23 protein-coding genes are annotated in these 26083 nt (G+C 65.0%); 9 read left to right on the top strand and 14 right to left on the bottom strand.

The features are described from left to right. Nucleotides 1-122: 122 nt before the first annotated feature. From lexA to IVB29_RS09050, 5 genes are all read right to left on the bottom strand, one after another. A complete protein-coding gene (gene lexA, locus IVB29_RS09070; protein WP_247503517.1) occupies nucleotides 123-824 on the bottom strand; it encodes a transcriptional repressor LexA in 702 nt (233 codons plus the stop codon). A 176-nt stretch (nucleotides 825-1000) separates the two neighbouring features. Continuing rightward, the gene (glp, locus tag IVB29_RS09065; protein WP_247503062.1) at nucleotides 1001-2212 is read right to left on the bottom strand and encodes a gephyrin-like molybdotransferase Glp; all 1212 of its coding nucleotides are present in this window, start codon (nucleotides 2210-2212) and stop codon (nucleotides 1001-1003) included. Nucleotides 2213-2439: 227 nt separating this feature from the next. Continuing rightward, nucleotides 2440-2589, bottom strand: coding sequence for a hypothetical protein (locus IVB29_RS09060; protein WP_247503061.1), 150 nt, complete (start codon nucleotides 2587-2589; stop codon nucleotides 2440-2442). 186 nt (nucleotides 2590-2775) lie between these two features. Continuing rightward, nucleotides 2776-3399, bottom strand: coding sequence for an HAD family phosphatase (locus IVB29_RS09055; RefSeq protein WP_247503060.1), 624 nt, complete (start codon nucleotides 3397-3399; stop codon nucleotides 2776-2778). 14 nt (nucleotides 3400-3413) lie between these two features. Then, the gene (locus IVB29_RS09050; protein ID WP_247503059.1) at nucleotides 3414-4547 is read right to left on the bottom strand and encodes an alpha-hydroxy acid oxidase; all 1134 of its coding nucleotides are present in this window, start codon (nucleotides 4545-4547) and stop codon (nucleotides 3414-3416) included. A gap of 294 nt (nucleotides 4548-4841) precedes the next feature. Between IVB29_RS09050 and IVB29_RS09045 the strand changes: the two genes are divergently transcribed. Beyond that, nucleotides 4842-6179 (top strand): S41 family peptidase, encoded by a 1338-nt coding sequence (locus IVB29_RS09045; RefSeq protein ID WP_247503058.1) that lies wholly within the window; start codon nucleotides 4842-4844, stop codon nucleotides 6177-6179. A 75-nt stretch (nucleotides 6180-6254) separates the two neighbouring features. Here IVB29_RS09045 and IVB29_RS09040 read toward each other — a convergent pair whose 3' ends face one another. Both IVB29_RS09040 and IVB29_RS09035 read right to left on the bottom strand, forming a co-directional pair. After that, nucleotides 6255-7010 (bottom strand): SDR family NAD(P)-dependent oxidoreductase, encoded by a 756-nt coding sequence (locus IVB29_RS09040; protein WP_247503057.1) that lies wholly within the window; start codon nucleotides 7008-7010, stop codon nucleotides 6255-6257. Nucleotides 7011-7323: 313 nt separating this feature from the next. Beyond that, complete coding sequence (locus IVB29_RS09035) at nucleotides 7324-10044, bottom strand: EAL domain-containing protein (protein ID WP_247503516.1); 2721 nt, start codon at nucleotides 10042-10044, stop codon at nucleotides 7324-7326. Nucleotides 10045-10355: 311 nt separating this feature from the next. Between IVB29_RS09035 and IVB29_RS09030 the strand changes: the two genes are divergently transcribed. Then, on the top strand, nucleotides 10356-10520 hold the full coding sequence (locus IVB29_RS09030) for a Flp family type IVb pilin (protein ID WP_247503056.1): 165 nt from the start codon (nucleotides 10356-10358) through the stop codon (nucleotides 10518-10520). Nucleotides 10521-10625: 105 nt separating this feature from the next. Here IVB29_RS09030 and moaC read toward each other — a convergent pair whose 3' ends face one another. Genes moaC through IVB29_RS09010 form a run of 4 tightly spaced genes read right to left on the bottom strand, consistent with a single transcriptional unit; the run spans nucleotide 10626 to nucleotide 14890 of the window. Beyond that, nucleotides 10626-11138, bottom strand: coding sequence for a cyclic pyranopterin monophosphate synthase MoaC (gene moaC / locus IVB29_RS09025; RefSeq protein WP_247503055.1), 513 nt, complete (start codon nucleotides 11136-11138; stop codon nucleotides 10626-10628). After that, nucleotides 11138-11956, bottom strand: coding sequence for an indole-3-glycerol phosphate synthase TrpC (gene trpC / locus IVB29_RS09020; protein WP_247503054.1), 819 nt, complete (start codon nucleotides 11954-11956; stop codon nucleotides 11138-11140). The genes moaC and trpC overlap by 1 nt, the downstream gene beginning before the upstream one ends. Before the next feature lie 7 nt (nucleotides 11957-11963). Continuing rightward, nucleotides 11964-12977, bottom strand: coding sequence for an anthranilate phosphoribosyltransferase (trpD, locus tag IVB29_RS09015; RefSeq protein WP_247503053.1), 1014 nt, complete (start codon nucleotides 12975-12977; stop codon nucleotides 11964-11966). A 14-nt stretch (nucleotides 12978-12991) separates the two neighbouring features. Beyond that, nucleotides 12992-14890, bottom strand: coding sequence for a peptidylprolyl isomerase (locus IVB29_RS09010; protein ID WP_247503052.1), 1899 nt, complete (start codon nucleotides 14888-14890; stop codon nucleotides 12992-12994). Between the two features lie 271 nt (nucleotides 14891-15161). On the opposite strand from IVB29_RS09010, the gene tpiA reads away from it, so the two are divergent. The 3 genes from tpiA (at nucleotide 15162) to IVB29_RS08995 (ending at nucleotide 18240) form a co-directional block, all read left to right on the top strand. After that, entirely contained in the window at nucleotides 15162-15917 is a 756-nt protein-coding gene (gene tpiA, locus IVB29_RS09005; RefSeq protein WP_247503051.1) for a triose-phosphate isomerase, read from the top strand. A gap of 138 nt (nucleotides 15918-16055) precedes the next feature. Beyond that, entirely contained in the window at nucleotides 16056-16442 is a 387-nt protein-coding gene (gene secG / locus IVB29_RS09000) for a preprotein translocase subunit SecG (protein WP_247503050.1), read from the top strand. A gap of 166 nt (nucleotides 16443-16608) precedes the next feature. Further along, nucleotides 16609-18240, top strand: a complete 1632-nt coding sequence (locus IVB29_RS08995; protein WP_247503049.1) for a CTP synthase — start codon at nucleotides 16609-16611, stop codon at nucleotides 18238-18240. A gap of 5 nt (nucleotides 18241-18245) precedes the next feature. On the opposite strand, the gene IVB29_RS08990 is transcribed toward IVB29_RS08995, so the two are convergent. The 3 genes from IVB29_RS08990 to IVB29_RS08980 all read right to left on the bottom strand — a co-directional run bounded on the left by IVB29_RS08990 (nucleotide 18246) and on the right by IVB29_RS08980 (nucleotide 21050). Beyond that, a complete protein-coding gene (locus tag IVB29_RS08990; protein ID WP_247503048.1) occupies nucleotides 18246-18896 on the bottom strand; it encodes an rRNA adenine N-6-methyltransferase family protein in 651 nt (216 codons plus the stop codon). Nucleotides 18897-19002: 106 nt separating this feature from the next. Continuing rightward, entirely contained in the window at nucleotides 19003-20379 is a 1377-nt protein-coding gene (locus IVB29_RS08985) for a HAMP domain-containing sensor histidine kinase (RefSeq protein ID WP_247503047.1), read from the bottom strand. Continuing rightward, nucleotides 20376-21050: a response regulator transcription factor gene (locus IVB29_RS08980; protein WP_247503046.1), complete on the bottom strand. Its 675-nt coding sequence runs from the start codon at nucleotides 21048-21050 to the stop codon at nucleotides 20376-20378. Before IVB29_RS08980 ends, IVB29_RS08985 begins: the two co-directional genes overlap by 4 nt. 194 nt (nucleotides 21051-21244) lie before the next feature. Between IVB29_RS08980 and IVB29_RS08975 the strand changes: the two genes are divergently transcribed. From IVB29_RS08975 to IVB29_RS08960, 4 genes are all read left to right on the top strand, one after another. Then, nucleotides 21245-21571, top strand: a complete 327-nt coding sequence (locus IVB29_RS08975) for an NIPSNAP family protein (protein WP_247503045.1) — start codon at nucleotides 21245-21247, stop codon at nucleotides 21569-21571. A gap of 124 nt (nucleotides 21572-21695) precedes the next feature. Continuing rightward, nucleotides 21696-22559 (top strand): 3-deoxy-8-phosphooctulonate synthase, encoded by an 864-nt coding sequence (kdsA, locus tag IVB29_RS08970; protein WP_247503044.1) that lies wholly within the window; start codon nucleotides 21696-21698, stop codon nucleotides 22557-22559. Next, nucleotides 22559-23770, top strand: a complete 1212-nt coding sequence (locus IVB29_RS08965) for an MFS transporter (RefSeq protein ID WP_247503043.1) — start codon at nucleotides 22559-22561, stop codon at nucleotides 23768-23770. Before kdsA ends, IVB29_RS08965 begins: the two co-directional genes overlap by 1 nt. A gap of 141 nt (nucleotides 23771-23911) precedes the next feature. Beyond that, entirely contained in the window at nucleotides 23912-26005 is a 2094-nt protein-coding gene (locus tag IVB29_RS08960) for a methyl-accepting chemotaxis protein (protein ID WP_247503042.1), read from the top strand. Nucleotides 26006-26083: the final 78 nt, after the last annotated feature.

Below are 26083 nucleotides of genomic sequence, written 5' to 3'. Positions count from 1 at the left end.
ATGTAGCGCTGGAGGGGTGGCCGGATAATCTATGCAAAACCAGAAAGACTATCCAGCCGAAGCGGACAATCATCCGCTCCAATTTTGGATCGGCGATGCCGATCGAAAGCGCGGGGACGCGCTCAGTACTTCCGGTACAGCCCGATCAGCTTGCCCTGAATCTTGACCCGGTTGGGCGGCAGGATGCGAACCTCGTAAGCGGAGTTGGCAGGCTCGAGCGCGATCGAGGCACCACGGCGGCGGAAGCGCTTCAGCGTTGCTTCCTCGTCGTCGATCAGCGCCACCACGATGTCGCCGGTGTCGGCGCTCTCATTGCGCTGGATCAGCGCCATGTCACCGTCGAGGATACCGGCCTCGACCATGGAATCGCCGCGCACTTCGAGCGCGTAATGCTCGCCCGAGCCGAGCATGTCAGGCGGGACGCTGATGGTGTGGCTGCGGGTCTGCAACGCCTCGATCGGAGTGCCGGCCGCGATGCGGCCCATGACGGGCACGGCGACGGGACGCTCGCCCTCGTCAGCGGACGGACTGGAGGTCGTGCGTACCTTGCCGAGATTGCCTTCGATGACGCTCGGCGTGAAGCCGCGGCGGCTGCCGGCGGCGGCCTGGAGCTCGGGCAGCTTGATGACTTCGATCGCGCGGGCACGGTTGGGCAGGCGGCGGATGAAGCCGCGCTCCTCGAGCGCGGTGATCAGGCGATGGATGCCCGACTTCGAGCGCAGGTCGAGTGCGTCCTTCATCTCGTCGAAGGAGGGCGGCACGCCGCTTTCCTTCAGCCGTTCGCTGATGAACCGCAGGAGCTCGTATTGTTTGCGCGTTAACATCTCGACCAAAATCCCCCGGTTGATGTCGTTCGATTCCGAGACGCTGAATTCGGCCATAAGCCGCTACAAGCTCGAAACAAATCATGAACGGACACTATATGTTCGATACATGTTCCGCAACTGCTTAATTTACCGTGAACGCGACAAAGTTCGCGGAACGCACGCGAACGAAGCGTTCAGACGGGCAGGCGCAGCACCTCGCAAGGCGTGCCGGCCGCGGCCTTGGGCGCGAACGGTGCGCGCACGAGAAGTGCCTGTGCCGCAGCGAGATTCGCAAGCAGCGAAGAATCCTGGTGACTGACGGGAAGGGCCATGAGCGTGCCGTCGTCGCGCAGCTCCAGGCGCGCGCGCAGATAGTCCTCGCGCTGATCGTTGGCGCCGACGTCGCGGCCGAGCACCGCCCGCTCGCGGCGATGATGAATCACTGAGCGGCCCGACAGCGCGCGAATCAGCGGCACCATGAACAGGAAGCCGCACACATAGGATGACACGGGATTGCCGGGCAGGCCGATCACGCGCATGGCGCCGAGGCGGCCGTGCATCATCGGCTTGCCCGGCCGCATCGCGATCTTCCAGAACGCCATCGCGGTGCCTTCGTCCCTGAGCGCCTGCTGGACCAGATCGTGGTCGCCGACCGAGGCGCCGCCGGTCGTGACCAGGATGTCGGCGCCACCCTCGCGGGCGCGGCGGATGCCGGCGGTGGTGGCGTCCAGCGTGTCGGCGGCCACGCCGAGGTCGATGGTGTCGGCGCCCTCGCTACGGGCGAGCGCGTGCAGGGCATAGCCGTTGGAATAGACGATCTGGCCGGGACCCGGCGTGGTGCCCGGCATCACCAGCTCATCCCCGGTGGCCAGGATCGCGACCTTCGGGCGGCAGTGGACGTGCAGCCGCGGGTGGTTCATCCCGGCAGCGAGGGCTAGGTCGCGCTCGGTCAGCCGGGTTCCCTGGCGCAGGAGCACGTCGCCTTCCGAGAAATCGACGCCGGCGGGGCGGATGTGCCGCCCGGTCACGGCAGCTTCCTTGATGGTGACGCGCTTGCCGTCGGCGACCGTGTCCTCCTGGATCACAACCGCGTCGGCGCCGGCGGGAACGACGCCGCCGGTGAAGATCCGCACGGCTTCGCCGACGTTGACCGATCCTGCAAACGGCCGCCCGGCCGCGACCTCTCCGATCACCGTCAGTTGAGAATCGATCTTCGCAGCATCGGCCGCGCGCACGGCATAGCCGTCCATCGCCGACATCGCCTCCGGCGGCTGCGTGCGCCGCGCCGCCACGTCGCGCGCGAGCACGCGGTGGAAAGCCGCGTCGAGGGCGATCGTCTCTTCAGGCAACAGCTGTGCGCCGGCCAGCACCGCGGCAAGCGCGTCAGAAACCGGCATCAGCGCCACGGGTGAAAACTCCTGCTTGGCCCGTTCGGGCAAATCGGCGGCGAGAGTTCTAGCCGAGTGCAGGCTTGGAGGCAAAACGGCGCGCAGGATGATCTATCCTGCGTCATCCGCTCTGCGATGAAGGGTGAGGGTCAGCTTCGCCGCGGCATGACCCGGAAGGCGAGACGGACTGGTACGAGGATGGCAATGGCGAGGACGAGAATGACGAGTGCCACCGCCAGCATCGGTCAGCCCGTCGTCCTGTTCGGACTGACGTCGGGCGCCGCCGGACCCTGATCCCTGTCGGGCATCGGATCGGCCTGGGCTTTCAGGTCGGCGGCCTTGCTGATCAATTTTGCGGAGAGTTCAGAATCCGAAGTGGTTCTGGCGAATTTCATCAGCAGGGAGGCCTGCTTGGTAAGGTAGGTTTTGCCCAACACGTCGATATACCCGATGTAGAATTCCCAACGGAATCATGAGTCCTGAGGCGGGCATTCGTTCCCGGAATTTGGTACAAAAATGCACAAAGTAGGTTGGTTCCATAATTTCAGATGAAAAGTTCCTGAATCGACCAGGTATGCCCATCAGATGCCTAGCGATTTGAGCGCGTTCCCGACGTCGTTCGGCGAGGTCACATGCACCGCGGTCAAGCCACGTGCCCGTGCGCCCTCGATGTTCTCGGCGAGGTCGTCGAAGAACACGATCCGGTTTGCCGGCACGCCCATGGCAGCTACGACATGGTCGAACGCCGCCGCATCCGGTTTGCGCAGGCCGATGCTGGACGACAGATACAGCTCGCGGAAATGGCCGAGCAGACCGGCATATTCCCTGGAGAAATGGTCCACATGCGGTCGGTTGGTATTGGAGAAGGCGTAGAGCGGCATTTGCTTCGCCGCACGCGGCAGCAGCTCGGCGATGTCAGGCATCTCGCCGGCGAAGATCGCGTTCCACCCCTCCAGAAATTGCGCATCCGAGATGCCGATTCCGAGCGAAGAGCGAAGCGAGGCGAAATAATCCGCATCGCTGATCTTGCCGACCTCGTGCAGCCGGTAAGCCTCCTCGCGCACGAACCGCGCGACGATTGATTCCGGCTTGCAACCGGCATGTCCTGCCCAGCAGGCAATCGCCTTGGAGAAATCGATGTCGAGCACGACGCGCCCGAGATCGAACAGAAGTGCGTCCGCGCTGCCGGGAGAAAGCGATGTCACCTGCGTCCTTTCACTCAGTATCGGTACGGGTCGTGATCGAACAGCGGGAACGCGCTGAACACGCTTGGCGCGTTCGTCGCGGTCGCCGGGTGCAGGCAGGATTTGTTGACCTCGGCGAATGAGGTGGCCCCTAACAGGCCGAGGCAACGCAGCACTTCGTCCTCGAGCAGCTCCAGCATCCGCATCACGCCGGCTTCGCCGTTGGCCGCAAGGGCCCAGCATTGCAGCCGGCCGATGCCGACGAGGTCGGCACCCGCGGCGATCGCTTTGACAATGTCGGTGCCGCGGCAGATGCCGCCATCGACCATGATCTTGGCGCGGCCCTTCACCGCATCGACGATTTCAGGCAACACATGCATGGCGCCGCGGCCGTGATCGAGTTGGCGGCCGCCATGGTTGGAGACGTAGATCCACTCGACGCCGTGATCGACCGCGATCTGGGCGTCCTCGGCGGTGGCGATGCCCTTCAGGATCAGCGGGATCTTGAACTTGTCCTTGACCATCTTCACGGTCCGCCATTCCAGGCCCTTCTGGTAGTCGCCGCCGGTGGCGCGCAGGCGGCTCTCGCGAACGTAGCGCTTGGCGATGTCACGTTCGCGACGGCTGTAATGGGCGGTGTCGACGGTCAGGCAGAAGGCGGCATAGGCGTTCTTCTCGGCGCGGCTGACGACATCGGCGACGAAGTCGTCGTCGCCGCGGACATAGAGCTGGTAGAGGCGCAGCGCATCGGGGGCGGCCCCGGCGGTCTTTTCCAGGCCCGGCTCGGACACCGAGCTCAGCATGTGCGCCGCACCGAAGGTACCGCAGGCGCGCGCGACGCTGGCGGCGCCATCGGGATCGAAGATCTCGAGCGCGCCGACCGGGGCCAGCACCACCGGCAGGCGCATCTTGCGGCCGAACTGCTCGACCGAGCCGTCGATCTTGCGCACGTCACGCAACACGCGGGGCCGGAAGGCAATCTCGTCCAGTGCCATGCGGTTGCGGCGCATCGTGGTCTCGGTCTCGGCGGCGCCGACGATATAGTCCCAGGCGTTCTGGTTGAGGTTGGAGCGCGCTTTCCGGATGAATTCGTGCAGGTTCTGGAACGGCTCGGCGCTGGCGCCAAGCTCGACATTCCTTTCCGGCTGGATGCGGGGTGCTTCGTTCATTGTTATCCTCCCGAGAATTTGAAGCCTTGTCTCATCGCCTAACCCGTCCGGATCTCCAAAACCATCCTAATATCGCATAGCTGCGAGGCGTGGGCCGGCCGACCGATTCCCGCCTGGCGCGAGACGGTTTCGGAACGTTGCCAAAAGTTTAGGTCAAGGCGAAGGGATTTTTGCGGTGTACCCGCCAGCGTGGCATCCCGGCCTTGAAGAAACCAGAATGGTATTGTGAGAAGCGGGCTGGATCGCCATTTGCATGGCGGCTCCCGAGCCCCGAGCAAGAAGGCTAACTGTTCCATGCGGAAAACCCTGCTGTTCCCCCTGGGCGCGCTCACCGGAGTGTGTCTGACCCTTCTGGTATCCGGTCCGCAGGGCGGACTATGGGCGGCGAGGGCGGCGGCAGGCGCGGACGATGCCTATTCCCGGCTCAATTTGTTCGGCGAAGTGTTCGAGCGGGTGAAGGCCAGCTACGTCGAGAAGCCCGATAATTCCAAGCTGATCGAAGGCGCCATCACCGGCATGGTGACCTCGCTCGATCCGCATTCGCGTTACATGAACGACAAGGCCTGGACCGAGATGCAGGAGACCACCTCCGGCGAGTTCGGCGGGCTCGGCATCGAGGTCACGATGGAGGACGGCCTGGTCAAGGTCGTCTCGCCGATCGACGAGACGCCGGCCTCGAAGGCCGGCATCATGTCCGGCGACCTCATCAGCAAGATCGATGGCGACGCCGTGCAGGGCATGACGCTTGAACAGGCCGTCAACAAGATGAAGGGCCCGGTCGATACCCAGACCAAGCTCACCATCGTGCGCAAGGGCGCCGACGCCCCGCTCGATGTCGCGATCAAGCGCGAGATCATCCATGTGCGCCCGGTGCGCTTCCATGTCGAGAACGGCGACATCGGCTATATCCGCGTCACCTCCTTCAATGAGCAGACCACCGACGGCCTGAAGAAGGCGATCGCCTCGATCTCCAAGGATATTCCGCCGGAGAAGCTCGTCGGCTATGTCATGGACCTGCGCAACAACCCGGGCGGCTTGCTCGACCAGGCCGTGTCGGTGTCGAGTGCGTTCCTGCAGCGGGGCGAGGTCGTCTCGACCCGCGGCCGCAATCCTGAAGAGACCCAGCGCTTTACCGCGCATGGCGGCGACCTCACCAAGGGCAAGCCGCTGGTGATTCTGGTCAACGGCGGCTCTGCTTCGGCCTCCGAGATCGTGGCAGGCGCGCTGCATGACCACAAGCGCGCGACCATCATCGGCACGCGGTCGTTCGGCAAGGGCTCGGTGCAGACCATCATCCCGCTCGGCGCCGGCAATGGCGCGCTGGCGCTGACCACGGCGCGCTACTACACGCCGTCGGGCCGCTCGATCCAGGCCCAGGGCATCGCGCCCGACATCGAGATCCTCCAGGACGTGCCGGCTGAGCTGAAGGGCCGCATGGACACCATGGCGGAGTCCCAGATGCGCGGCCATCTGCAGGCTGCCGACGGCACCGAGCAGACCGGATCGCAGTCCTACGTCCCGCCGGAAGAGAAGGACGACAAGGCCCTGCATACGGCCTACGACTTCCTGCACGGCCAGACCGCGAATGCGGTTGCCGCAAAGCCCGCGGCGAAGGCCACGGTGCCGAACTAAGCTTTTCGGCTTTGAGACGCCGATCGCCCGGGAGTGGATCGCCGCTCCCGGGCGAATTCGTTTCGTGACGCTGTCTCAGCTCGGGTTCATGGCTGCGAAGGTGGCCTCGTAGCGGCCGTCGCGCTCGGCCCATCGCCGGGCACGGTCGCGTTCGACCAGCACCTCCTCGCGGGGATGACCCCGCAGCTCCAGCAATTGCATCACCTCCGCAATATAGGCGGCCAGCGGCATGGCGCGCGTATCGCTCGCCTGCTGCGTGCCTGTCAGTTCGGTCTGCACATAAGGCGGCGCAAGCTCCAGCACCTCGACCGGGATCTTGCGGAGCTGATGCCGCAGCGACTGCAGCCAGGAATGCAGGAACGCCTTGCTGGCGCAGTAGGTTGGGAAGTCTGCGCGCGGCACGAAAGCGAGGTTCGAGCTGGTCGCGACGATCGTCGCGTTCGGCTGTCCCTTGAGAAAAGGCAGGAACGCTGCCGCCACGCGCAGCACGCCGAGAATGTTGGTCTCGACGATAGCTTCCGCGTCCGCGGCATCCCAGCCGTCCGCGGTCATGTCCTCCGCCCGCGAGATGCCGGCATTGGCGATCAGCACGTTGAGTTCGGGGAAGCCTGTGCGGATTTCGGCCGACAAGCACGGCAGGCTTGCGGGATCGTCGAGATCGAGCGGCAGGCCGATCAGGCCGGGGCGTTCAGCCGTGATCTGATCAAGCAGGGACTGCCGTCGCCCCGTGACGATGACGCGATTGCCGCGGTCGTGGAAAGCCTCGGCCAGTGCGCGGCCGATGCCGCTTGTCGCGCCGGTGATGAGGATCGTGTTGCCGGTCATCTTCATGGTTGTCTCTCAATGGAGTTGAGAGCCGCGGCAACCTTGGAAAACCTGGTGGCGAGCCATTCCGACAGGACAGCAGACATCGCGGCGCGGGCGAGGCGTGCCGGAAGAGGCGTCTTGAACGGATGCGTGTTCGCAAACAGGGAGAGTGATGGCATGACCGTGGCGTCTCGTGAATCGAGAACTCCCAGCTGGGATCCTCTCGACAAAGGACGCGTTGGATGACGGTAACGCCTACGGCAGCGGCGTCGCGGCAGCTGCGAGGCCGGAGATACGTCGGTCGGCCGTGATCGTCAAGTCCGCCTTGGCCGAAGACCTAACCCGCCTCGCGGCGGCGGCTCTCGTTGCCATCGCGCTGCGCGAGCCGGCTGCGATGCAGTGCGAACAGCTCCAGCACCTTGTCCGCGGGTTTTGCGGCGCTGAACAGGTAGCCCTGCATCTCGGAACAACCGAGCGCGCGCAAGAGCCGCTGCTGCTCCTCGGTCTCGACGCCTTCGGCCGTGGTTGTCATGCGGCGCGCGGCCGCCAGATTGACGACGGCCTGGACGATGCTGGCGGAGCCGTCGGGGCCGGCGATGTCGCTGACGAAGCAACGGTCGATCTTGATCTTGTCGAACGGGAAGCGGTGCAGATAGCTTAGCGAGGAATAGCCGGTGCCGAAATCGTCGAGCGCGATGCGCACGCCGATGGCGCGGAGCTGGTGCAGGATTGCCAATGCGGTGTCGTCGTCGCGGATCAGCACCGCCTCGGTGATCTCGAGTTCGAGGCGGCTTGCCGGCAAATTGGACGCGGCGAGCGCCGCCATGATCTTGAGCGCCAGCGTGCCGCTCTTGAACTGCACCGGCGAGACGTTGACGGCGAGACGGATGTCGTCGGGCCAGTTTGCTGCGTCCCGGCAGGCGGTCGCCAGCACCCATTCGCCGATCTGGTTGATCAGGCCGGTGTCCTCGGCGATCGGGATGAACTCGGCCGGCGAGACCATGCCGCGCTCGGGATGGCGCCAGCGCACCAGCGCCTCGCAGCCGGTGATGCGGTCGTCCTTCAGGCTGAGGCAGGGCTGGTAATAGACCTCGAGCGCGCCTTGGGCGATGGCGTGGCGCAGGTCGATCTCGAGTTGCCGCCGTTCGTGGACCTTGGCGTCCATCTCCGGCTCGAAGAAGCGGTAGGTGCGGCGTCCGGCGGCCTTGGCGGCGTACATCGCCATATCGGCGTTCTTCAGGATCTGATCGAGCGCGGTGCCGTGCCCCGGCGCCAGCGCGATACCGATGCTGGCGTCGGTGGTGAGATGATGACCCATGCAGTCGAAGGGTGTGCGGATGGCATGGAAGACCCGGGCGACGAGATCGGTGACTTCCTCCGGCGACGTCACCGCGCTTTGCACGATGGCAAATTCGTCGCCGCCGAGCCGCGCCACGAAATCCGCCGGGCCAGCGCAGTGGCGCAGGCTCGTTGCGATCGATTTCAGAAGCTCGTCGCCGACGAGATGGCCGAGCGCGTCGTTGACGCCCTTGAACTCGTCGATGTCGATGTAGTGTACCGCGATCTCTTCGCCGCCGGCGATCGAGGCGAGCGCCTGCCGCAGATGCTCGTGGAACATGGTGCGGTTGGGCAGATCGGTCAGCGCGTCGTAATGGGCGAGGTGGGTGATGCGTTCCTCGCTCCGCCGGCGTTCGGTGATGTCCTCGTGCGTCGCGACCCAGCCGCCGTCCGCGAGCGGCTCGTTGAGGATGTGGATCGAGCGTCCATCGGAGGTGTCGACCACCATGGAATTGCGCACATGGATGTCGCGCAGCACGCGGACGACATAGTCGTCGACATCGCCGGTGAACGAGCCGGTCGTCTTGCGATGGGCGATGATGTCGTGGAAGGTGGAGCCGGGCTTCACCACTTCCGGCGACAGTCCGTACATCTCGATGTAGCGCTGGTTGCAGACCACGAGCCGCCGCTCGGCGTCGAACAGCAGCAGGCCCTGCGTCATGTTGTTGACGGCGCGGTCGAGACGTTGCTTCTCCAGCGTCAGCCGCTCGCGGGAAGCGCGGTGCTGCTCCAGGAGCTTGCGCACGATCGCAATCAGAACGCCCGCAATGGCGAGCGCGGAGGCGCCCGCGACCGAGATCAGGATGCCGATCTGTTCGCGCCAGTCCGTCAGCGCCGCCGCGCGCGTCGTTGTGGCCATCATCAGGATCGGGAAGTGGGGCAGGGAGCGCGCCGAGATGAGCCGATCCTCGCCGTCTATAGGGCTCATGAAGCGTCCGGCGAAATGGTCGAGCCCGAAGACCCGCTGCTGCTCGAACGGGCCGTTCCTGAAGTTGCGTCCCATCAGCTCGCTGGAATGCGGATAGCGTGCGAGCAGCGTGCCGTCACGATGCAGCATGGAGATCGTCGCGCCTTCGCCGAGAACGACGGACTCGAAGAATTTCTCGAAATTGGCCGGCTCGATGCCGCGTCCGACCACGCCCATGAACTCGCCGCCCGGCCCCACGATCTTGCGGACGATCAGGATGGTCCAGGCGCCGGAAATGCGGCTGTGCACCGGTTCGATCAGGATTTCGGGCGCATTGGGGTCATAGCGGAAGGTGCGGAAATAGGCGCGGTCGGCCACGTTGACCTTCGGGGCCGGCCATGCCGTCGACGAGTTGATCACATTGCCGTCGGCATCGATGATGTTGACGCCGCCCATGTAGGGCAGCGCCTCGATCTTCGCGCGCAGCATCAGGTGGATGTTCTGACCGGAAAGGCGCTTGCGATAGTCCTCTGCGCTGTTGATGCCGGTCGCACGGACGTAGTCGACGAAATCCTTCTGGATGACCGCGAAATCCTGCAATTGCTGATCGAAATGATGGGCGAGCATCAGCACGGTGTTTTCCAGCTCGCGCCCGGTGTTGCGCAGCGCGCGCTCGCGGAAATTCTGCGCCATCAGGACTGCGCCGACGGCGATCGCGGCGATCAGGAGCGTGCCGCCCACAACCAGCCAGCGGATAGGTCCGCTGCGCACGAAGGCCTGGTCAAAGAGGCGACTGCCGTATTTCGTCATCATGTCGATCGTTGCTGCGCACACGCCAGGATCAATTCTTGATCCTCAAAACATCCGTTGGTTTACGGGAACGATGTGGAGGCAAAGTTAGGAAGCGCGGTTAATGCGACATGAACTGAAATGAGCAAATGCGATCGACGCGCGGGATGGAGTAAGTGCAGCAATTGCCGTGAGTTGCGGCGATGCCGGTCAATTCCTGCCGGTCGCGCGGCGATCAACCAAGGCTTAACCATCTAACGTGCTGGTGATGCTCACGCCGGCGTTGGCACGTGATTTGCGAGCAAGCCTGCGAACGACGCAGAGAGGATACGATCATGAAAAACCTTTTGAAGAATTTCATTGCAGACGAATCCGGTGCGACCGCGATCGAATACGGCCTGATCGCCGCAGGCATCGCGCTTGCGATCATCGCTGTGGTCAACAATCTCGGCTCGACGCTGAAGCTGAAATTCGGATCGATCAGCACGTCGCTGAAGTGACCGCGGCACCAGAGTGTTTTCGAGCGAAGTGGGTACCGGTTCGCGTCAGGAAAACGCGTCAAAACAAAATCTAGAGTTCCGTTCCGATGCAATCGGAATGGGGCTCTAGGCGCGGTAATGGCCGGACTTGCCGCCGAGCTTCTCGACGAGATGGATGCCCTCGATGCGCACGCCGCGTTCGACTGCCTTGATCATGTCGTAGATGGTCAGGCAGGCGACCGACACCGCGGTCAGCGCCTCCATCTCGACGCCGGTCGGGCCCGTGACCTTCACGCTGGCCCGGATCAGGCAGCCTGGCAGCTTGGTGTCGGGCTCGATGTCCACCGTGACCTTCGACAGCGCAAGGGGATGACAGAGCGGGATCAGCTCGGAGGTACGCTTGGCGGCCATGATGCCGGCGATGCGCGCGGTGCCGAGCACGTCACCCTTCTTGGCATTGCCCGAGACGATCAGATCGAGCGTCGCCCTGGTCATGACGACGCGGCCTTCCGCAACCGCAACCCGTTCGGTTGCCGCCTTGTCCGAGACGTCGACCATCCGTGCCTCGCCGGAAGCGCCGATATGGGTGAGGGCAGGGCCGGCCTTGGTCGGTTTGGCCTTTGCGGGCTTACGCGCCATCAGCGCGTGCCCGCGGCGCGCGTGGTCTCGCGTGCAAGCAGCGTGCGTGTGGCGGCAGTGACGTCGGCCTGCCGCATCAGGCTCTCGCCGACCAGGAAGGTCGACATGCCGACGCGCTCGAGCCGGGCGATATCAGCTGGCGTGAAGATGCCGCTCTCGCCGACCATCAGCCGCTCGCCTGGGATCAGGGGCGCCAGCGCTTCGCTGGTCGCAAGCGTGGTCTCGAAGGTGCGCAAATTGCGGTTGTTGACGCCGATCATCGGCGAACGCAGTTTTAGCGCGCGGTCGAGCTCGGCACGGTCGTGGATCTCGATCAGCACATCCATGCCATAGGCGATGGCAGCGTCTTCCAGATCCCTGGCGGTGGCATCGTCGAGCGCATCCATGATGATCAGGATGCAGTCGGCGCCATGCGCGCGGGCCTCGACCACCTGATAGGTGTCGAACATGAAGTCCTTGCGCAGCACGGGCAGCGACGTCGCTGCGCGCGCGGTCACCATGAAGTCGAGATGGCCCTGGAACGAGGGCGTATCCGTCAACACCGAGAGGCAGGCGGCGCCGCCGGCCTCATAGGCCATGGCGAGCTGTGGCGGATCGAAATCCGCGCGGATCAGCCCCTTCGACGGCGAGGCCTTCTTGACCTCGGCAATCAGCGCGTAGTCGCCATTGGCATGCTTGGCCTTGATGGCGCGCACGAAGCCGCGGGGCGCGGGTTGGGCCTTGGCCTGGGCCTCGACGGCGGCGAGCGGCTGCGCGCGCTTGGCCGCCGCGATCTCCTCGCGCTTATAGGCTTCGATCTTGGTCAGGATGTCCGACATGTCAGGCTCAGCCGTTCGAGACTGCGATCAGGTGCTTGAGCCGCGCGCTGGCAGCACCGCTGTCGAGCGACTTTGCGCCGATCGCAACACCTTCCCTGAGATCCTTGGCGCGGCCGGCCACGACCAGCGCGGCGGCGGCGTTTATCAGGGCGACGTCACGATAGGGGCTCGGCTTGCCGTCGAGCACGCTTTGCAGCGCGATCGCATTGGCATCGGCGTCGCCGCCCTTCAGCGCCCCGGCCTCGCAGCGCGGCAGGCCCGCATCCTCCGGCGTGACCTCGAAATTCCGGATCTCGCCATTGTGGAGCGCGGATACGAAAGTCGGGCCGGTGAGCGTGATCTCGTCGAGGCCGTCGGAGCCGTGCACGACCCAGGCGGATTCGGAGCCGAGGTTCTTGAGCACCTGCGCCAGAGGCTGCACCCACTGCCTGGAGAATACGCCGACCATTTGCCGCTTCACGCCCGCCGGGTTGGACAGCGGACCGAGCAGGTTGAAGATCGTGCGCGTCGCAAGCTCGACCCGGGTCGGGCCAACGTTCTTCATGGCGGGATGATGCGCGGGGGCGAACATGAAGCCGATGCCGCATTCGCGCACGCAGCCCCCGACCTGCTCCGGCCGGAGGTCGATCTTCACGCCCAGAGATGCCAGCACGTCGGCGGCGCCCGAGCGCGACGACAGCGCGCGGTTGCCGTGCTTGGCCACCGGCAGGCCTGTGCCCGCGACGATGAAGGAGGCGCAGGTCGAGACGTTGACCGAGCCGGAGCCGTCGCCGCCGGTGCCGACGATATCGACGGCGTTCGCGGGCGCCTCGACCGTGAGCATCTTGGAGCGCATCGCCGTAACAGCGCCGGTGATCTCGTCCACGGTCTCGCCGCGTACCCGCAGCGCCATCAACAGGCCGCCCATCTGCGAGGGCGTGGCCTCGCCGGACATCATGGCGTCGAAAGCGGAAGCAGCTTCCTCACGCGACAGGCTGGCGCCGGTCGCCACTTTTCCAATGATCGATTTCAGGTCGTCCATCGCGTGCTTTCAACTTACTGGTTCGCGCCCGTCACCTGCGCGAAGGCGGCCTGATTAATGGTGGTCCCGATGTCGGTCTGGAGCTTGTTGACGTAGGAGGCGACCTGCTCCTCGGTCAGCGCCTGGTCGATGCTGTCCTTGAGCTTCTTGAACGCTTCGGAGGCGGTGTCGATCGCGGGATCGACGATGTCGGTGACGCGGAAGACGATCATTTCGGTGCCGCCGGTCACCGGCGTCTGTCCGACGCCGTCCTTGGCGGTGCGGAAGGCCGCCGCCACGACGGCGGCGGGCACGCTGGCGGGCGTATCGTCGCGCTTGAAGCCGGTCGCGGTCTCGACCTTGGCGCCGATCGCTGCGGCTTCATCGGCGAGCTTGCCGCCCGCTTCGAGCTTCTGCGCCATCTCGGTCGCCTTGGTCTTCAGCTTGGTCGCGATCTGGTCCTGACGCCAGCGCGCCTCGACCTGGTCGCGGACCTCGTCGAGATTGCGGTCGCGCGAGGGCGTGATGGCGAGCACGTCGTACCAGACATAGCCGCCCTTGAACGAGATCGCGTCATTGTCGACGCCGACATCGGTGTTGAAGGCCTGCGACACCACATCGAGGCCCTGCGGGATGTTGGCGACTGGCTGGCCGTTCGGGGCGCGGCCGGAGCGGTCGACGGCGTCGATGGTGACGGCGGTGAGGCCGAGCTTCTGCGCTGCGTCGATCACGCTGGCGCCGCCGCCGCGCTCGTCTTCCATCTTGTCGCGGAGATCAGCGACCTTGACGCGCGCGCGCTCGGTGGCGATCTCGCGCTTGAGGTCGCCGGCAACGCTGGCGTAGGTCACCTCATTGCCCGGCTCGATCTTGCTGACCTTGACGATGGACGTGCCAAGGGCGCCCTGGATCGGCTGGCTGATCTCGCCCGCGGGAAGCGCGAAGGCGGCATTTCCGACTGCGGCGTCGAGCGAGGATTTGGTCACGAGCCCGAGGTCGACGTCAGAGGCGCTGAGCCCGCGCTCCTTGCCGAGGTCCTCGAACGACATCCCGCCGGCCAGGCGCTCGCGCGCGGCCTGCGCCTCGGTGGCGTTCGGGAACACAAGCTGTTGGATCTGGCGCTTCTCCGGCGTGCCGAGCCGGTCCTTGCGCTGCTCGAACGCCTTCTTGGCGTCCTCGTCGGAGACCTCGGTCCATTTGCCGATTTCTTCCGGCGAGATCACGGTGAAGGCGATCTTGCGATATTCGGGCGCGCGGAACTGGACCTTGTGATCCTCGAAATAGGCGGCGAGTGCCTCGGGCGAGGGCGCCTCGATGGTGCCGGCCTGGGCTGCGTCGAGCCTGACGAACTCGATCGCGCGCTGCTCGTTCTGGAAGCGCGTCAGCATGTCGAGCATCGCCTTCGGCGGCTCGAGGCCAGCGCCGATCGTGCCGGTGATCTGCCGGCGCAGCGACACCTTGCGCTGCTCGGAGACGTAGCGCTGCTCGGTGTAGCCGAAATTGCGGATCACGGCCTGGAAGCGGTTCGGGTCGAAGTTGCCGTTGACGCCCTTGAAGTTGGGATCGTTCATGATGAACTGGCGGATCTGATCGTCAGACTGACCGAGCCCGAGCCGGCGCGCCTCTTCGTCGAGGGCGGCTTCCGCGATTGTCTGCTGGAGCACCTGGCGGTCTAGGCCGAAAGCGCGCGCTTGGTCAGGCGTCAGCGGCCGGCCGACCTGGCGGCTGATCTGCTGCAGGCGGTCGGTGTAGATCTGGCGGAACTCGTTCAGCGAAATCTCGGTGCTGCCGACCTTGGCGACGGTGGACTGCCCAAAGCCCTTGAAGATGTCGGCGATGCCCCAAACGCCGAAACTGATGATCAACACGCCCATCACGATGGCCATGATGGTCTTGCCGACCCAGTTTGATGAGGCCTTGCGCATTCCTCGAAGCATTTGGTCCAACTTGTTTTGGCAGGAGGGGAACGGGAGCGCGTCTTAATGCAGATTCCGCGCGTCACCAAATTGATATGCCATCATAAAGTGGCGGCTTTCCCCCCGCAACCTCAGGTCCGGCAGGTAGCCGGTCCTGCGGTTAAAAGCCCCAAAGCGTTTTCCAGCGAAGTGGACCCCGGTTCGCGTCAAGAAAACGCGTCAAAACAAGAATCTGGAACTGCCGCGGCAGCTCTGCTAGCGCTGCACAAACCTCATTCTGCTGGAAATTGACATGACCGACGCCATCCGACCGCTGATCGCCGGCAACTGGAAAATGAACGGACTGAAGGGCTCGACTGCTGAATTCGACGCCATGCTCAATGGCGCGGCAGATGTGGCCGCGAAGGCCGATCTCCTGGTCTGCCCGCCGGCGACCCTGATAGCGGCCTTTGCGAACCAGGCGCGCGGCAAGACGGTCGCGGTGGGCGCCCAGGATTGCCACCCCAAGGCCTCCGGCGCCCATACCGGCGATATCGCCGCCGAAATGTTGGCGGATGCGGGCGCGACCGCCATTATCGTCGGCCATTCCGAGCGCCGCGCCGACCACGGAGAGGGCGATGCCCTGATCCGGCAGAAGGCCGAAGCCGCTTGGCGCGCCGGGGTGGTCGCGATCGTCTGCATCGGTGAGACGCAAGGCCAGCGGGACGCCGGCCAGACCCTGGATATCCTGCGCGGCCAGCTCGAAGGCTCGCTGCCGGACGCCTCGACCGCCGCGAATCTGGTCGTGGCCTATGAGCCGGTCTGGGCGATCGGCACCGGCCTGACCCCCACGACCCAGGATGTCGAGCAAATTCATGGCTTTATCCGGGAGTTCCTGACCTCCCGGTTTAGGGCTGAGGGGGCGAAGATGCGGATCCTCTACGGCGGCTCGGTGAAGCCCTCGAACGCGGCCGAGCTGATGGCGGTCAAGAACGTCAACGGTGCCCTGGTCGGTGGTGCCAGCCTGAAAGCGGCCGATTTCCTTGCGATTGCGAAGGGCTGCCCCTAGCTAATCTCCAAACGCGGCGGAGCTGATCGGGGGTGGCAATGCCGTTTCCGATCGTGTAACACCGCGCAACTTCAGGAAAACCCGCGAAGCGCGATCGGCCGCCGTCTCGGCGCTGTCGGCTTGTGACGGAAGGACATTATGCAGACTGTTGTCATCGTCATTCACCTCATGATCGTCTCCATCATGATTGGCGCCGTTCTGCTCCAGAAGTCGGAAGGCGGCGGCCTCGGTATGGGCGGCGGCGCCGGCTTCATGTCGAGCCGCGGCACCGCGAACCTGTTGACGCGGACCACAGCGATCCTGGCCGGCGGCTTCTTCCTGACCAGCCTGTTCCTGTCATGGCACGCCGGCTACAACCGCGCGCCCACATCGATCATTGGCACGCCTGCGTCGCAGGGCCAGCCGGCCGGTGGGTCGCCGCTCGCGCCGCCGACTTCGGGCGGCATCCTGGATTCGCTGAAGAAGGCCGACGAACAGCAGCAGGCGCCGGCTCCGAGCGGCCCGCAGGTGCCGCGCTCGCAATAAAGCTGGGGGGCCATGCAGGACGGCTGCTAGCGTCCTGCATCAACAATCCCCATCAAGGCACTGTCACCACACTTAGTTTTGGCTCACCCACAGGCCCGCAAAATCTTTGGGGCGGAATACGAATCGCTTTGGCGAATCGAATTCGAGGGATTAGAGGTTAAGCCCCATGGCGCGGTACATATTCATCACCGGCGGCGTGGTTTCCTCGCTCGGCAAGGGTCTGGCTTCAGCGGCACTGGGTGCCCTGTTGCAAGCCCGGGGCTACAAGGTCCGCCTCCGCAAGCTCGACCCCTATCTCAACCTCGATCCCGGAACGATGTCGCCGTATCAGCACGGCGAAGTGTTCGTGACCGATGACGGCGCGGAGACCGATCTCGATCTCGGTCACTATGAGCGCTTCACGGGCCGGCCTGCGACCAAGCAGGACAACATCACCACGGGGCGCATCTATCAGGACATCATCTCCAAAGAGCGCCGCGGCGATTATCTCGGCGCGACCATCCAGGTGGTTCCGCACGTCACCAACGCCATCAAGGATTTCGTCCTCGACGGCAATGACGATTACGATTTCGTGCTGGTCGAAATCGGCGGCACCGTCGGCGACATCGAGGGCCTGCCGTTCTTCGAGGCGATCCGCCAGCTCAAAAACGAACTGCCGCGCGATCATGCCATCTACATTCACCTCACGCTGCTGCCTTACATTCCGAGCGCCGGTGAGTTGAAGACGAAGCCGACGCAGCACTCGGTCAAGGAGCTGCGCTCGATCGGCATCCAGCCGGACATCCTGCTCTGCCGGACCGACCGCGAGATCCCGAAGGAAGAGCGGCGCAAGCTCGGACTGTTCTGTAACGTGCGCGAGAGCGCCGTGATCGAGGCGCGTGACGCCGACAGCATCTACGCCGTGCCCGAAGCCTATCACAATGCGGGCCTCGACGACGAAGTGCTCGCCGCCTTCGGCATCGGCTCGCGGATTCCGCCGGTGCTGCAGAGCTGGCAGAAAATCAACGAACGCATCCGTAATCCCGAGGGCAACGTCACCATTGCCATCGTCGGCAAATATACCGGCATGAAGGATGCGTATAAGTCGCTGATCGAGGCACTTTCGCATGGCGGCATCGCCAACAAGGTGAAGGTCAATCTCGACTGGATCGAGAGCGAGATCTTCGAGAAGGAAGATCCGGCGCCGTTCCTCGAGCACGTCAACGGCATTTTGGTGCCCGGCGGCTTCGGCCAGCGCGGCGCCGAAGGCAAGATTCGCGCGGCGCAATTCGCGCGCGAGCGCAATGTGCCGTATTTCGGTATCTGCTTCGGCATGCAAATGGCGGTGATCGAGGCTGCGCGAAATCTCGTCGGTATCGAGGAGGCCAACTCCACCGAGTTCGGCCCGACCAAGGAGCCATTGGTTGGCCTGATGACCGAATGGTTGCGCGGCAACGAGCTCGAGAAGCGCTCCAACGCCGGCGATCTCGGCGGCACGATGCGTCTGGGCGCCTATCCCGCCGCGCTCACCCGCGGCAGCCGCGTCTCCCAGGTCTATGGCGACGCCACCGAGATTTCCGAGCGCCACCGCCACCGCTACGAGGTCAACACCGCCTACAAGGACCGCCTCGAACAGCACGGGTTGAAATTCTCAGGCCTGTCGCCCGACGGCGTGCTGCCCGAAATCGTCGAATACGAGGATCACCCCTGGTTCATCGGCGTCCAGTTCCACCCCGAGCTGAAGTCCCGGCCGTTCGAGCCGCACCCGCTGTTCGCCTCGTTCATCCAGGCGGCAATGGTGCAGAGCCGGTTGGTATGATCGGCTCAGCTTGCCGTCTCGGCGAGCGTCGGCCCCGGCACGAGCGGCATTGAAGCCTGGGGCGCCAGCGATCCCGCGATGAGCTTCATCTGCGGCCGCCGCGTCAGCCTGTAGACGGCGGCGGGGGGCACGTTGAGGAAGGCGCGATCTATCAATGTTGCGCGCAGGCCGAGGCGGTCGAGCACCGGCCGTGGGATCGGGCAGCTCATGCCGTAGGTGAACTGGTAGAACGCGCCACCCGGGCGGAGATAGCTGAACGCGCCGCTGATGATCGAGATGACCTTGCGCGTCGACATGGTGAGCAGCGGCAGGCCGCTCACGACCGCGCCGACCGGCGCACCGTCATAGAGGCGTTCTGACGCAAGCCGCGACGCGTCCATCCACAGCACGCGTGCGCCGGGAAAGCGCATTTGCAGGAGCTTCGTGAAGTCGGAGCCGTATTCGATCAGCGTGAGATCCTGCGGCCGGACGCCGCGCTTGAGCAGCTTGTAGGTGAACGCGCCGGTGCCGGGACCGAGCTCGAGGATCGGACCTGTCGTTGCACTGATCTCGCGCGTGATGAGCTCGGCGAGCGCCGCACCCGATGGGGCGATCGCGCCGACCCGGCGTGGGGACGACATCCAGGACAGGAAGAACGAAAGAAAATCGTTGGGCATGCGCGCTCCGGCATCTTGGTTTGCACCTCCAGAGACCAGAGGTGAGACGGATGCAGTGTCGCGTGAGCGCATTGCGACAGCATTGCGCTGTCGGAGGCGGATTGCATCAACTCTGTCGTATCGGCGGCAACGTCATCCTGAAACAGGCCCCGCCATCCGGCCCGTCCGCGACCGAGACGTGGCCGCCATGCAGCAGCACGATCTCGCGCACCATGTTGAGGCCGAGGCCGGCACCGCGATCGAGCGGCGTCAGCCGATAGAACGGCTCGAAGATCTGTTCGCGCTGATCGGCGGGAATGCCGGCGCCTTCATCGGTGACCTCGATGCTCGCGGCTCTGCTGACGCGAATCCCGATCGTGCCGCGGCGAGGGCCGTGCTGGATTGCATTCTGCACGAGATTGGTCAGTGCGCGCTCCAGCGCCGCCGCATCGCCGATCGTCTCGATCGGCGTCTCCGGCGCATCGAGCGTCAGCTCATAGCCGGCGGCAATCGCCAGCGGTGCGAGGTCGGCGGCGACGCTTTGCGCCACCGCGGCGAGATTGACGTTGGTGAAGGGATGGCCGCAGCGGTCGAGACGCTGGATGTCGAGCAATTGCTCGGCGAGCGTCGCCAGCCGCGCGGCATCCTCCAGCAGGCGGGTCTTGTCCGGCCCAGGGGCAAGCGATTCAAGTCGCGTGTTCAGGATCGCGATCGGCGTGCGTAGCTCGTGCGCGGCGTCGGCGACGAAGCGCTTGTGGCGGGCATAGCCCTGGTCGAGCCGCGCCAGCGCGTCGTTGATCGCGGCCACCAATGGCACGACCTCCAGCGGAATTCCCTCAACCGAGAGCCGCGCGCCGCGCTGGTGGATATCGATGCGCCGCGCCTCGTCCGCCGTGGTATCGAGCCCCCGGAACGCGCGCTTCACGATCATCGGTGTCGCAATGAACGTCGCCGTTCCCATCATGAGCAGGCCGGGCAGGGCAATGCCGAGGAACGCAAGTGACGTCATGAACAGCGCCTTGGCGCCAGTGAGCCGTCCCTGCGTCGCCGTGATGATCTGTACGTTGCCGGCGTCGGTATCGACCCGCTTCAGCCGCGCCGCCGGCTTGCGCGGATCGTCCTCGAACATCTGCCAGCCGAGCCGTGCCTGGCTGATCTGGTCGAGGCCGCCGCCGATCGCGGCGAATTCGGCCGGCACCGGGCCTTCGCTGAGCGAATGTCCCTGCTTGTCGCGGACCAGGAACCAGAGATCGGGCGTTTCGCCGCGCAGTTGCTTCAATTCCGGCGTCTGCCGCATCGTCAGGTCGCCTTGCGCATCACGCGCGAGCGCGCGCTGCACGACGTCAATGACGCGATCCTCGTCCCGGTCGGCCAGCATGAAGCCGGACGCGCACAGTCCGGCGAGGACGACCGCAATCAGCGCGACCAGAATTGCGGCCTGGAGCGAGAGCAGGCGCCAGCTCAGCCGCGAGCGCAGGCAATAGGGATCGGCGTGCTTGCTCATGGCAGCTTCCTGAGGAGATAGCCGACGCCGCGAATGCCATGGATCTCCACGCCTGCGTTGGCCTCGGCGAGCTTGCGCCGCAGCCGTGAAATATGGGTGTCCAGCGCGTTCGACTGGATCTCGTCGTCGAAATTGTAGACGGCCTCCTCGAGCGCCGAGCGCAGCACGGTCCGGCCGATGCGGCGGATCAGGGCTTCGAGCACCAGCAGTTCGCGGCGCGGCAGCTCTAACTGCTGGTCGTCGATGCTGGCTTCGCGATGGCCGACATCGAAGGCGAGGCGGCCTGCGCGGATGATTTCGGGGGAGAGGCCGGCGGGCCGCCGCAGCACCGCACGCAGCCGTGCCAGCAACTCCTCGACCGCGAACGGTTTTGCAAGATAATCATCGGCGCCGCTGTCGAGCCCGGCAATGCGGTCGGCGAGCTCGCCGCGCGCGGTCAGGACGATGATCGGCACGCCTTCGGCGCGCGCGCGAAGCTTTGGGATCAAGGTGAGGCCGTCGCCGTCAGGAAGCTGGCGGTCGAGCAGGACGGCGGCATGGACGTCGGCGGAAATAGCCTCCTCCGCCTCGGCGAGCGTCGGGGCATGGTCCACCACCATGTCGTAGCGCTTCAGCGCCGAGGCCAGCGCACCGGCCATCTCCATCTCATCCTCGACGAGCAAAATCCGCATGATCTGCACCTGAACCGCAACTGAGCCATTCTAGCGGCCCGATCATTGCGGCAGCATTGCGGGAGCCGGACGTAGCGTGTTGCAGGAGCCCGCCCAGCCATGCGCAAAACGCCACAGGGGCGGCCGGGCAGGGCTCAAGACACCATCAAGGCCAGCCGTTATAACCGCTCGACCTGTTCAGGGAGGAAACGAAAATGATCTACGAAATGCGCATCTATCGCTGCGTGCCCGGCCGCCTGCCGGCGCTGCTGAAGCGGTTCGAGACGGTGACGCTGAAGCTGTGGGAGAAACACGGCATCAAGCAGGCCGGGTTCTTCACCACGCTGATCGGCGAATCCAACCAGGAGCTGACCTATTTCCTGGCCTGGGGGTCGCTCGCCGACCGCGAAGCGAAGTGGGGCAAGTTCATGACCGACCCGGACTGGATGAAGGCTCGCGCGGAGAGCGAAGCTGACGGCCAGATCGTCGGCAACATCGTCAGCCAGTTCCTGACGCCGACGGCCTTCTCCTCGGTCAAATAGCAGCTCCCGTCTCATGGCGCGCCGGGGAAACCCGGCGCAACCCTGATATTCTGAGAGCCCGGGGCGAATGGGGTTGATCGGACCCCGATGGCGGCTATGGTCGCGCCGAAACGAGGGATTTGCCTTGAGCTCTTCGACATCAGCAGCGCCAGTCGTCACCATTGGCACGGTCAAGTTCGGCAATGATCTGCCGATCTCGATCATTGCCGGGCCCTGCCAGCTCGAAAGCCGCCAGCATGCGCTGGAGGTGGCCTCGGCGTTGAAGGAGATCGCCGCGCGGCTGAGCATCGGCCTCGTCTACAAGACCTCCTTCGACAAGGCCAACCGCACCAGTGCGTCGGCTGCACGCGGCCTCGGGCTCGCGCAGTCGCTGCCGATCTTCGCCGAGATCCGTTCCTCGCTCGGCCTGCCCGTGCTGACCGACGTGCATGACGCCGCGCAATGCGCCGAGGTGGCGCAGGCCGTGGACGTGCTGCAAATCCCCGCCTTCCTGTGCCGGCAGACCGATCTGCTGCTGGCCGCGGCCGCAACCGGCAAGGTCATCAACGTCAAGAAGGGGCAATTCCTGGCGCCCTGGGACATGGCCAATGTCGTCGCCAAGATCACGGCTGCGAACAATCCCAACGTGCTCGTCACCGAGCGCGGCGCCTCCTTCGGCTACAACACGCTGGTCTCCGACATGCGCGCGCTGCCGATCCTGGCGCGTACCACCGGCGCACCGGTGATCTTCGATGCCACGCATTCGGTGCAGCAGCCGGGCGGCAAGGGAGCGTCTTCGGGCGGTGAGCGCGAATTCGTGCCGGTGCTCGCACGCGCGGCTGTTGCGGTCGGTGTCGCCGGCGTGTTCATCGAGACGCATCCCGATCCTGATCGCGCGCCGTCCGACGGACCCAACATGGTGCCGCTGCGCGAGTTCGAAGGGCTCATCGCCAAGCTGATGGCGTTCGACGCGCTGGCCAAGGGCACGTCAAAGGGCGCCACGCGCTGATGCACCAGCCTGTGACCAGGCCGCCCCAAGACCAGAAGTTTCCGCCCGCGATCAACATCATCGCGCTCGCTGGATTCTCGGCGGCCTTGTCGACGCGGGCGCTCGATCCGGTCCTTCCGCATGTCGCAGACGATTTTGCGATCAGCATCACCACGGCTGCGAGCATCGCGGCCGGCTTTGCCTTGATCTACGCGCTGGTCCAGCCGGCGATCGGAGCGGCCGCCGATATGTTCGGCAAGGCGCGATTGATGACAGCATGCCTGGCGCTGCTCGGCGTCGCCTGCATTCTCGGAGCGCTCGCCACATCCTTCGCGGGCCTGTTCGCAAGCCGCATCCTGGCCGGCATCGCCGCCGGTGGCGTGTTTCCCGTTGCGCTTGGCCTCACCGCCGATCTCGTTGCGCCCGCCAAGCGGCAGGTCGCGATCGGGCGCACGATGGCGGGTTCGATGACCGGTAATCTGCTCGGCTCATCCGCCAGTGGAATCATCGGCGATTTCATCGGCTGGCGCGGCGTGCTCGTGATCCTCGGCGCGCTTGGTCTGATCGCGGCCGTTGCGGTTGCGGCAGGCTTTCGCGGCGCCGCGCTGACCGCGCCGCCGAAAACCGATCTGAAAACCCTCAAGCAGGGCTACCGCACCATCTTCGCCAATCCCAACACGCGCTTTTGCTATTCGGCCGTGTTCGTCGAGGGCTGCTGCGTGTTCGGCCTGTTTCCCTTCATCGCCGCGTTCCTGTTCGATCTCGGCGAGAAGTCGCTCTCGATCGCGGGCATCGTGATCGCGGGGTTTGCTGTCGGCGGTTTGCTCTACACCCTCACCGTATCGCGCATGCTGCCGCGGCTCGGCGTCAAGGGCATGATGATCGCGGGGGCGATCATCGTGGCGCTGCAACTCGCCGCACTCGCTTTCGGTCCCGGCTGGAAGCTGCAATTCGTCAGCATGCTGGCGATGGGTTGGGGCTTCTACATGATCCATGGCTGCTTGCAGGTGTTCGCCAGCGAGCTGTCGATCGGGGCGCGGGCGACCGCGATGTCGCTGCATTCGTTCTTCTTCTTCATGGGGCAGACGGTCGGACCGCTCGCCTATGGCTTCGGGCTCCACCATGGCGGCAAGGGACCGACCTTGCTCGTAAGCGCTGCGATCATGGTGGTGCTGGGCCTGGTCTGCGCCCGGCTGCTCAAGCAGCGTGCACCATCCGACGCTCTGGCCTGACGGAAGTATCGAATTACCGATTACCCGTAGTTTCCCGTGGAGGAACGGTGGCCAAATCCGTTCAATCTTAAATCAAACCTCACCCTTCGCTCCGTAGATTGTCCCCAAATTGAACTGGCGGAAACATCTATGGATCAATCGATGCAAAAGCAGCGTTCGGTCGCCCGTATCCTCGGGGCGGTGGTTGGGTCTCTCGGTCTCATCCTTGTCGTCATCTGTGCCTACGCCCTGAAGCTGGCGGTGACGCGCTATTCGGACAGCAACCGCATCGTCTCGCTTGCGGTCGCCAGCCGCGATCTGACCAACACGCTGGTGATCTTTCGCCTGGAGCGTGGTGACACGCTGAGCTATCTCGCGGCGGCCGCTCCCGCGCCCGACAGCGTCATGAGCAGCATCGCCGGGCAGCGGACCACCGTGCAGAAGAATTACGCGCAGGCCTTGCAGAGCCTCGCTTCGGTCGATGCACCGGGCCTCACTGAGAAGCTCGACAAGCTCCGTGGCATCTGGACGCAGCTCGAGGAGCTGCGGCCGCGCGCGATCATTGCACTGAAGCAGGAGAAAAGCGCGCGTGAAACCAGCCTGACGCCGGGCTGGGCCAAGGTCAGCGACGCCTATATGGACGCGATCGGCGACATCACCGCCCATGTCGACAATGCGATGACGCTGATCGACCCCGTGGTCGATCGCTTATTGATCGCCAAGCAGGCCTCCTGGCAGGCCCGTGCCAATGCCGGCCAGACCATTCTCGTCCAGTTCTCCTCGATCCTGGCCAACAAGACCTGGACCGCCGCCGATGGCGTTGCCTTCGCCGATCTGCGCGGCCGCATCCAGCAGTCCTGGCTGGTGGTGCGCGACATCAGCCCGAATGTGGCCTCGCCCGAGCTGCTCCAGGCGATCCGCAACGCCGAGCCGGAAATCACCGGCGCGCTCAGCGACGAGCGCAATGCCATTGCGACCAGGCTGCTCGCGGGTGAGCCCGCCGGCGTCGCCGGCCTCGACTACCGCGATCGCCAGCTGGTCGGCGCTAACAATGTCGTCATCGTCACCCAGACGGCGCTTGCCGACATGATCTCGCGGTCCGAAGACGGCGCCTCGCGCGCCCGCGTCACGCTGATCCTGTTCGGCCTGCTGGTGCCGGCCTCGCTGGCGCTGACGATCGGCGGGATGATGCTGATGCGTAACCGGGTGACGCGCCCGCTCACCGCGATCACCGGAATCATGACCCGTTTCGCTGCGCATGATTTTGCCGGCGAAGTGCCGAGCCTCGATCGCAATGACGAGATCGGCCGCATGGCTGCCGCCTTGAAAGTCTTCAAGGACGCCATGATCAACGCCGAGCGCCTGTCCGGCGATCAGGCCGTCGAACGCGCCGACAAGGAGAAGCGGGCGTCCGAAATGTCCGGCCTCGTGCGGCAGTTCGAAAGCCGGATCGGCCAGATGGTGCAGGCGCTGTCGAGCGCCTCGGGCGAGCTGGAGACGACGGCGCGCTCGATGTCGGGCACGGCAGCCGAAGCCCAGGCCCAGGCCGCCTCGGCTTCGACCCTAGCCGACCAGGTCGGCAGCGGCGTGCAGACCGTCGCGGCCGCAGCCGAGGAGCTCAACGCCTCCATTCGCGAGATCAACCGCCAGGTCGAGCAGGCGACGCGCGCCACCGAGCAGGCGGTCGTCACCGTCAAGGAAACCGACAGCACCATGCGTGCGCTCGCCGACGGCGCCGATCGCATCGGCGAGGTCATCGGCCTCATCACCTCGATCGCAGGCCAGACCAATCTGCTGGCGCTGAACGCGACCATCGAAGCCGCCCGCGCCGGTGAATCCGGCCGGGGCTTTGCGGTCGTGGCAAGCGAAGTGAAGAACCTGGCGTCGCAGACGGCGAAGGCGACCGAAGAGATCAGCGCCCAGATCACGGAAATCCAGGGCGCGACGCAGAAGGCGGTCTCCGCGATCGACGGCATCGTCAAGACCATCGAGGAAGTCTCGAGCATCAACCGCGTCATCGCCGCGGCGATCGAAGAGCAGAACAAGGCCACTGCCGAAATCGCCAACACCGTGCAGCACACGGCGGAAGCGACCTCGACGGTGACGCGCAACATCGCGACCGTGTCGTCAGCCGCGGACGAGACCGGCCGTGCCGCATCCGACGTGCTGAAGGCGGCTGCGAACCTGTCGAGCCAGTCGACGTCGCTGACGTCGGAGGTCGATGGCTTCATCAGCCAGGTGAGGGCGGTGGCGTAAGCCTGACGGGAGAGGCGGCAGGTTCGAGGGCGTCACAGCCAGGCCGCGGCTGGGCTTTCTTTTCGCGTCACCGTGTCA

This window comes from Bradyrhizobium sp. 1, from assembly GCF_023073315.1.
Lineage (GTDB): Bacteria > Pseudomonadota > Alphaproteobacteria > Rhizobiales > Xanthobacteraceae > Bradyrhizobium.
The sequence above is the reverse complement of the archived record's forward strand: the minus strand, read 5'-3'. Positions and strand labels throughout refer to the sequence as shown.

Coding starts and splice junctions, on each gene's coding strand:
- lexA (WP_247503517.1), bottom strand. CDS start 824: ATGTTAACGCGCAAACAATACGAGCTCCTGCGGTTCATCAGCGAACGG.
- IVB29_RS09060 (WP_247503061.1), bottom strand. CDS start 2,589: ATGAAATTCGCCAGAACCACTTCGGATTCTGAACTCTCCGCAAAATTG.
- IVB29_RS09050 (WP_247503059.1), bottom strand. CDS start 4,547: ATGAACGAAGCACCCCGCATCCAGCCGGAAAGGAATGTCGAGCTTGGC.
- IVB29_RS09045 (WP_247503058.1), top strand. CDS start 4,842: ATGCGGAAAACCCTGCTGTTCCCCCTGGGCGCGCTCACCGGAGTGTGT.
- IVB29_RS09040 (WP_247503057.1), bottom strand. CDS start 7,010: ATGAAGATGACCGGCAACACGATCCTCATCACCGGCGCGACAAGCGGC.
- IVB29_RS09035 (WP_247503516.1), bottom strand. CDS start 10,044: ATGATGACGAAATACGGCAGTCGCCTCTTTGACCAGGCCTTCGTGCGC.
- IVB29_RS09030 (WP_247503056.1), top strand. CDS start 10,356: ATGAAAAACCTTTTGAAGAATTTCATTGCAGACGAATCCGGTGCGACC.
- moaC (WP_247503055.1), bottom strand. CDS start 11,138: ATGGCGCGTAAGCCCGCAAAGGCCAAACCGACCAAGGCCGGCCCTGCC.
- trpC (WP_247503054.1), bottom strand. CDS start 11,956: ATGTCGGACATCCTGACCAAGATCGAAGCCTATAAGCGCGAGGAGATC.
- trpD (WP_247503053.1), bottom strand. CDS start 12,977: ATGGACGACCTGAAATCGATCATTGGAAAAGTGGCGACCGGCGCCAGC.
- IVB29_RS09010 (WP_247503052.1), bottom strand. CDS start 14,890: ATGCTTCGAGGAATGCGCAAGGCCTCATCAAACTGGGTCGGCAAGACC.
- tpiA (WP_247503051.1), top strand. CDS start 15,162: ATGACCGACGCCATCCGACCGCTGATCGCCGGCAACTGGAAAATGAAC.
- secG (WP_247503050.1), top strand. CDS start 16,056: ATGCAGACTGTTGTCATCGTCATTCACCTCATGATCGTCTCCATCATG.
- IVB29_RS08995 (WP_247503049.1), top strand. CDS start 16,609: ATGGCGCGGTACATATTCATCACCGGCGGCGTGGTTTCCTCGCTCGGC.
- IVB29_RS08990 (WP_247503048.1), bottom strand. CDS start 18,896: ATGCCCAACGATTTTCTTTCGTTCTTCCTGTCCTGGATGTCGTCCCCA.
- IVB29_RS08985 (WP_247503047.1), bottom strand. CDS start 20,379: ATGAGCAAGCACGCCGATCCCTATTGCCTGCGCTCGCGGCTGAGCTGG.
- IVB29_RS08980 (WP_247503046.1), bottom strand. CDS start 21,050: ATGCGGATTTTGCTCGTCGAGGATGAGATGGAGATGGCCGGTGCGCTG.
- IVB29_RS08975 (WP_247503045.1), top strand. CDS start 21,245: ATGATCTACGAAATGCGCATCTATCGCTGCGTGCCCGGCCGCCTGCCG.
- IVB29_RS08965 (WP_247503043.1), top strand. CDS start 22,559: ATGCACCAGCCTGTGACCAGGCCGCCCCAAGACCAGAAGTTTCCGCCC.
- IVB29_RS08960 (WP_247503042.1), top strand. CDS start 23,912: ATGCAAAAGCAGCGTTCGGTCGCCCGTATCCTCGGGGCGGTGGTTGGG.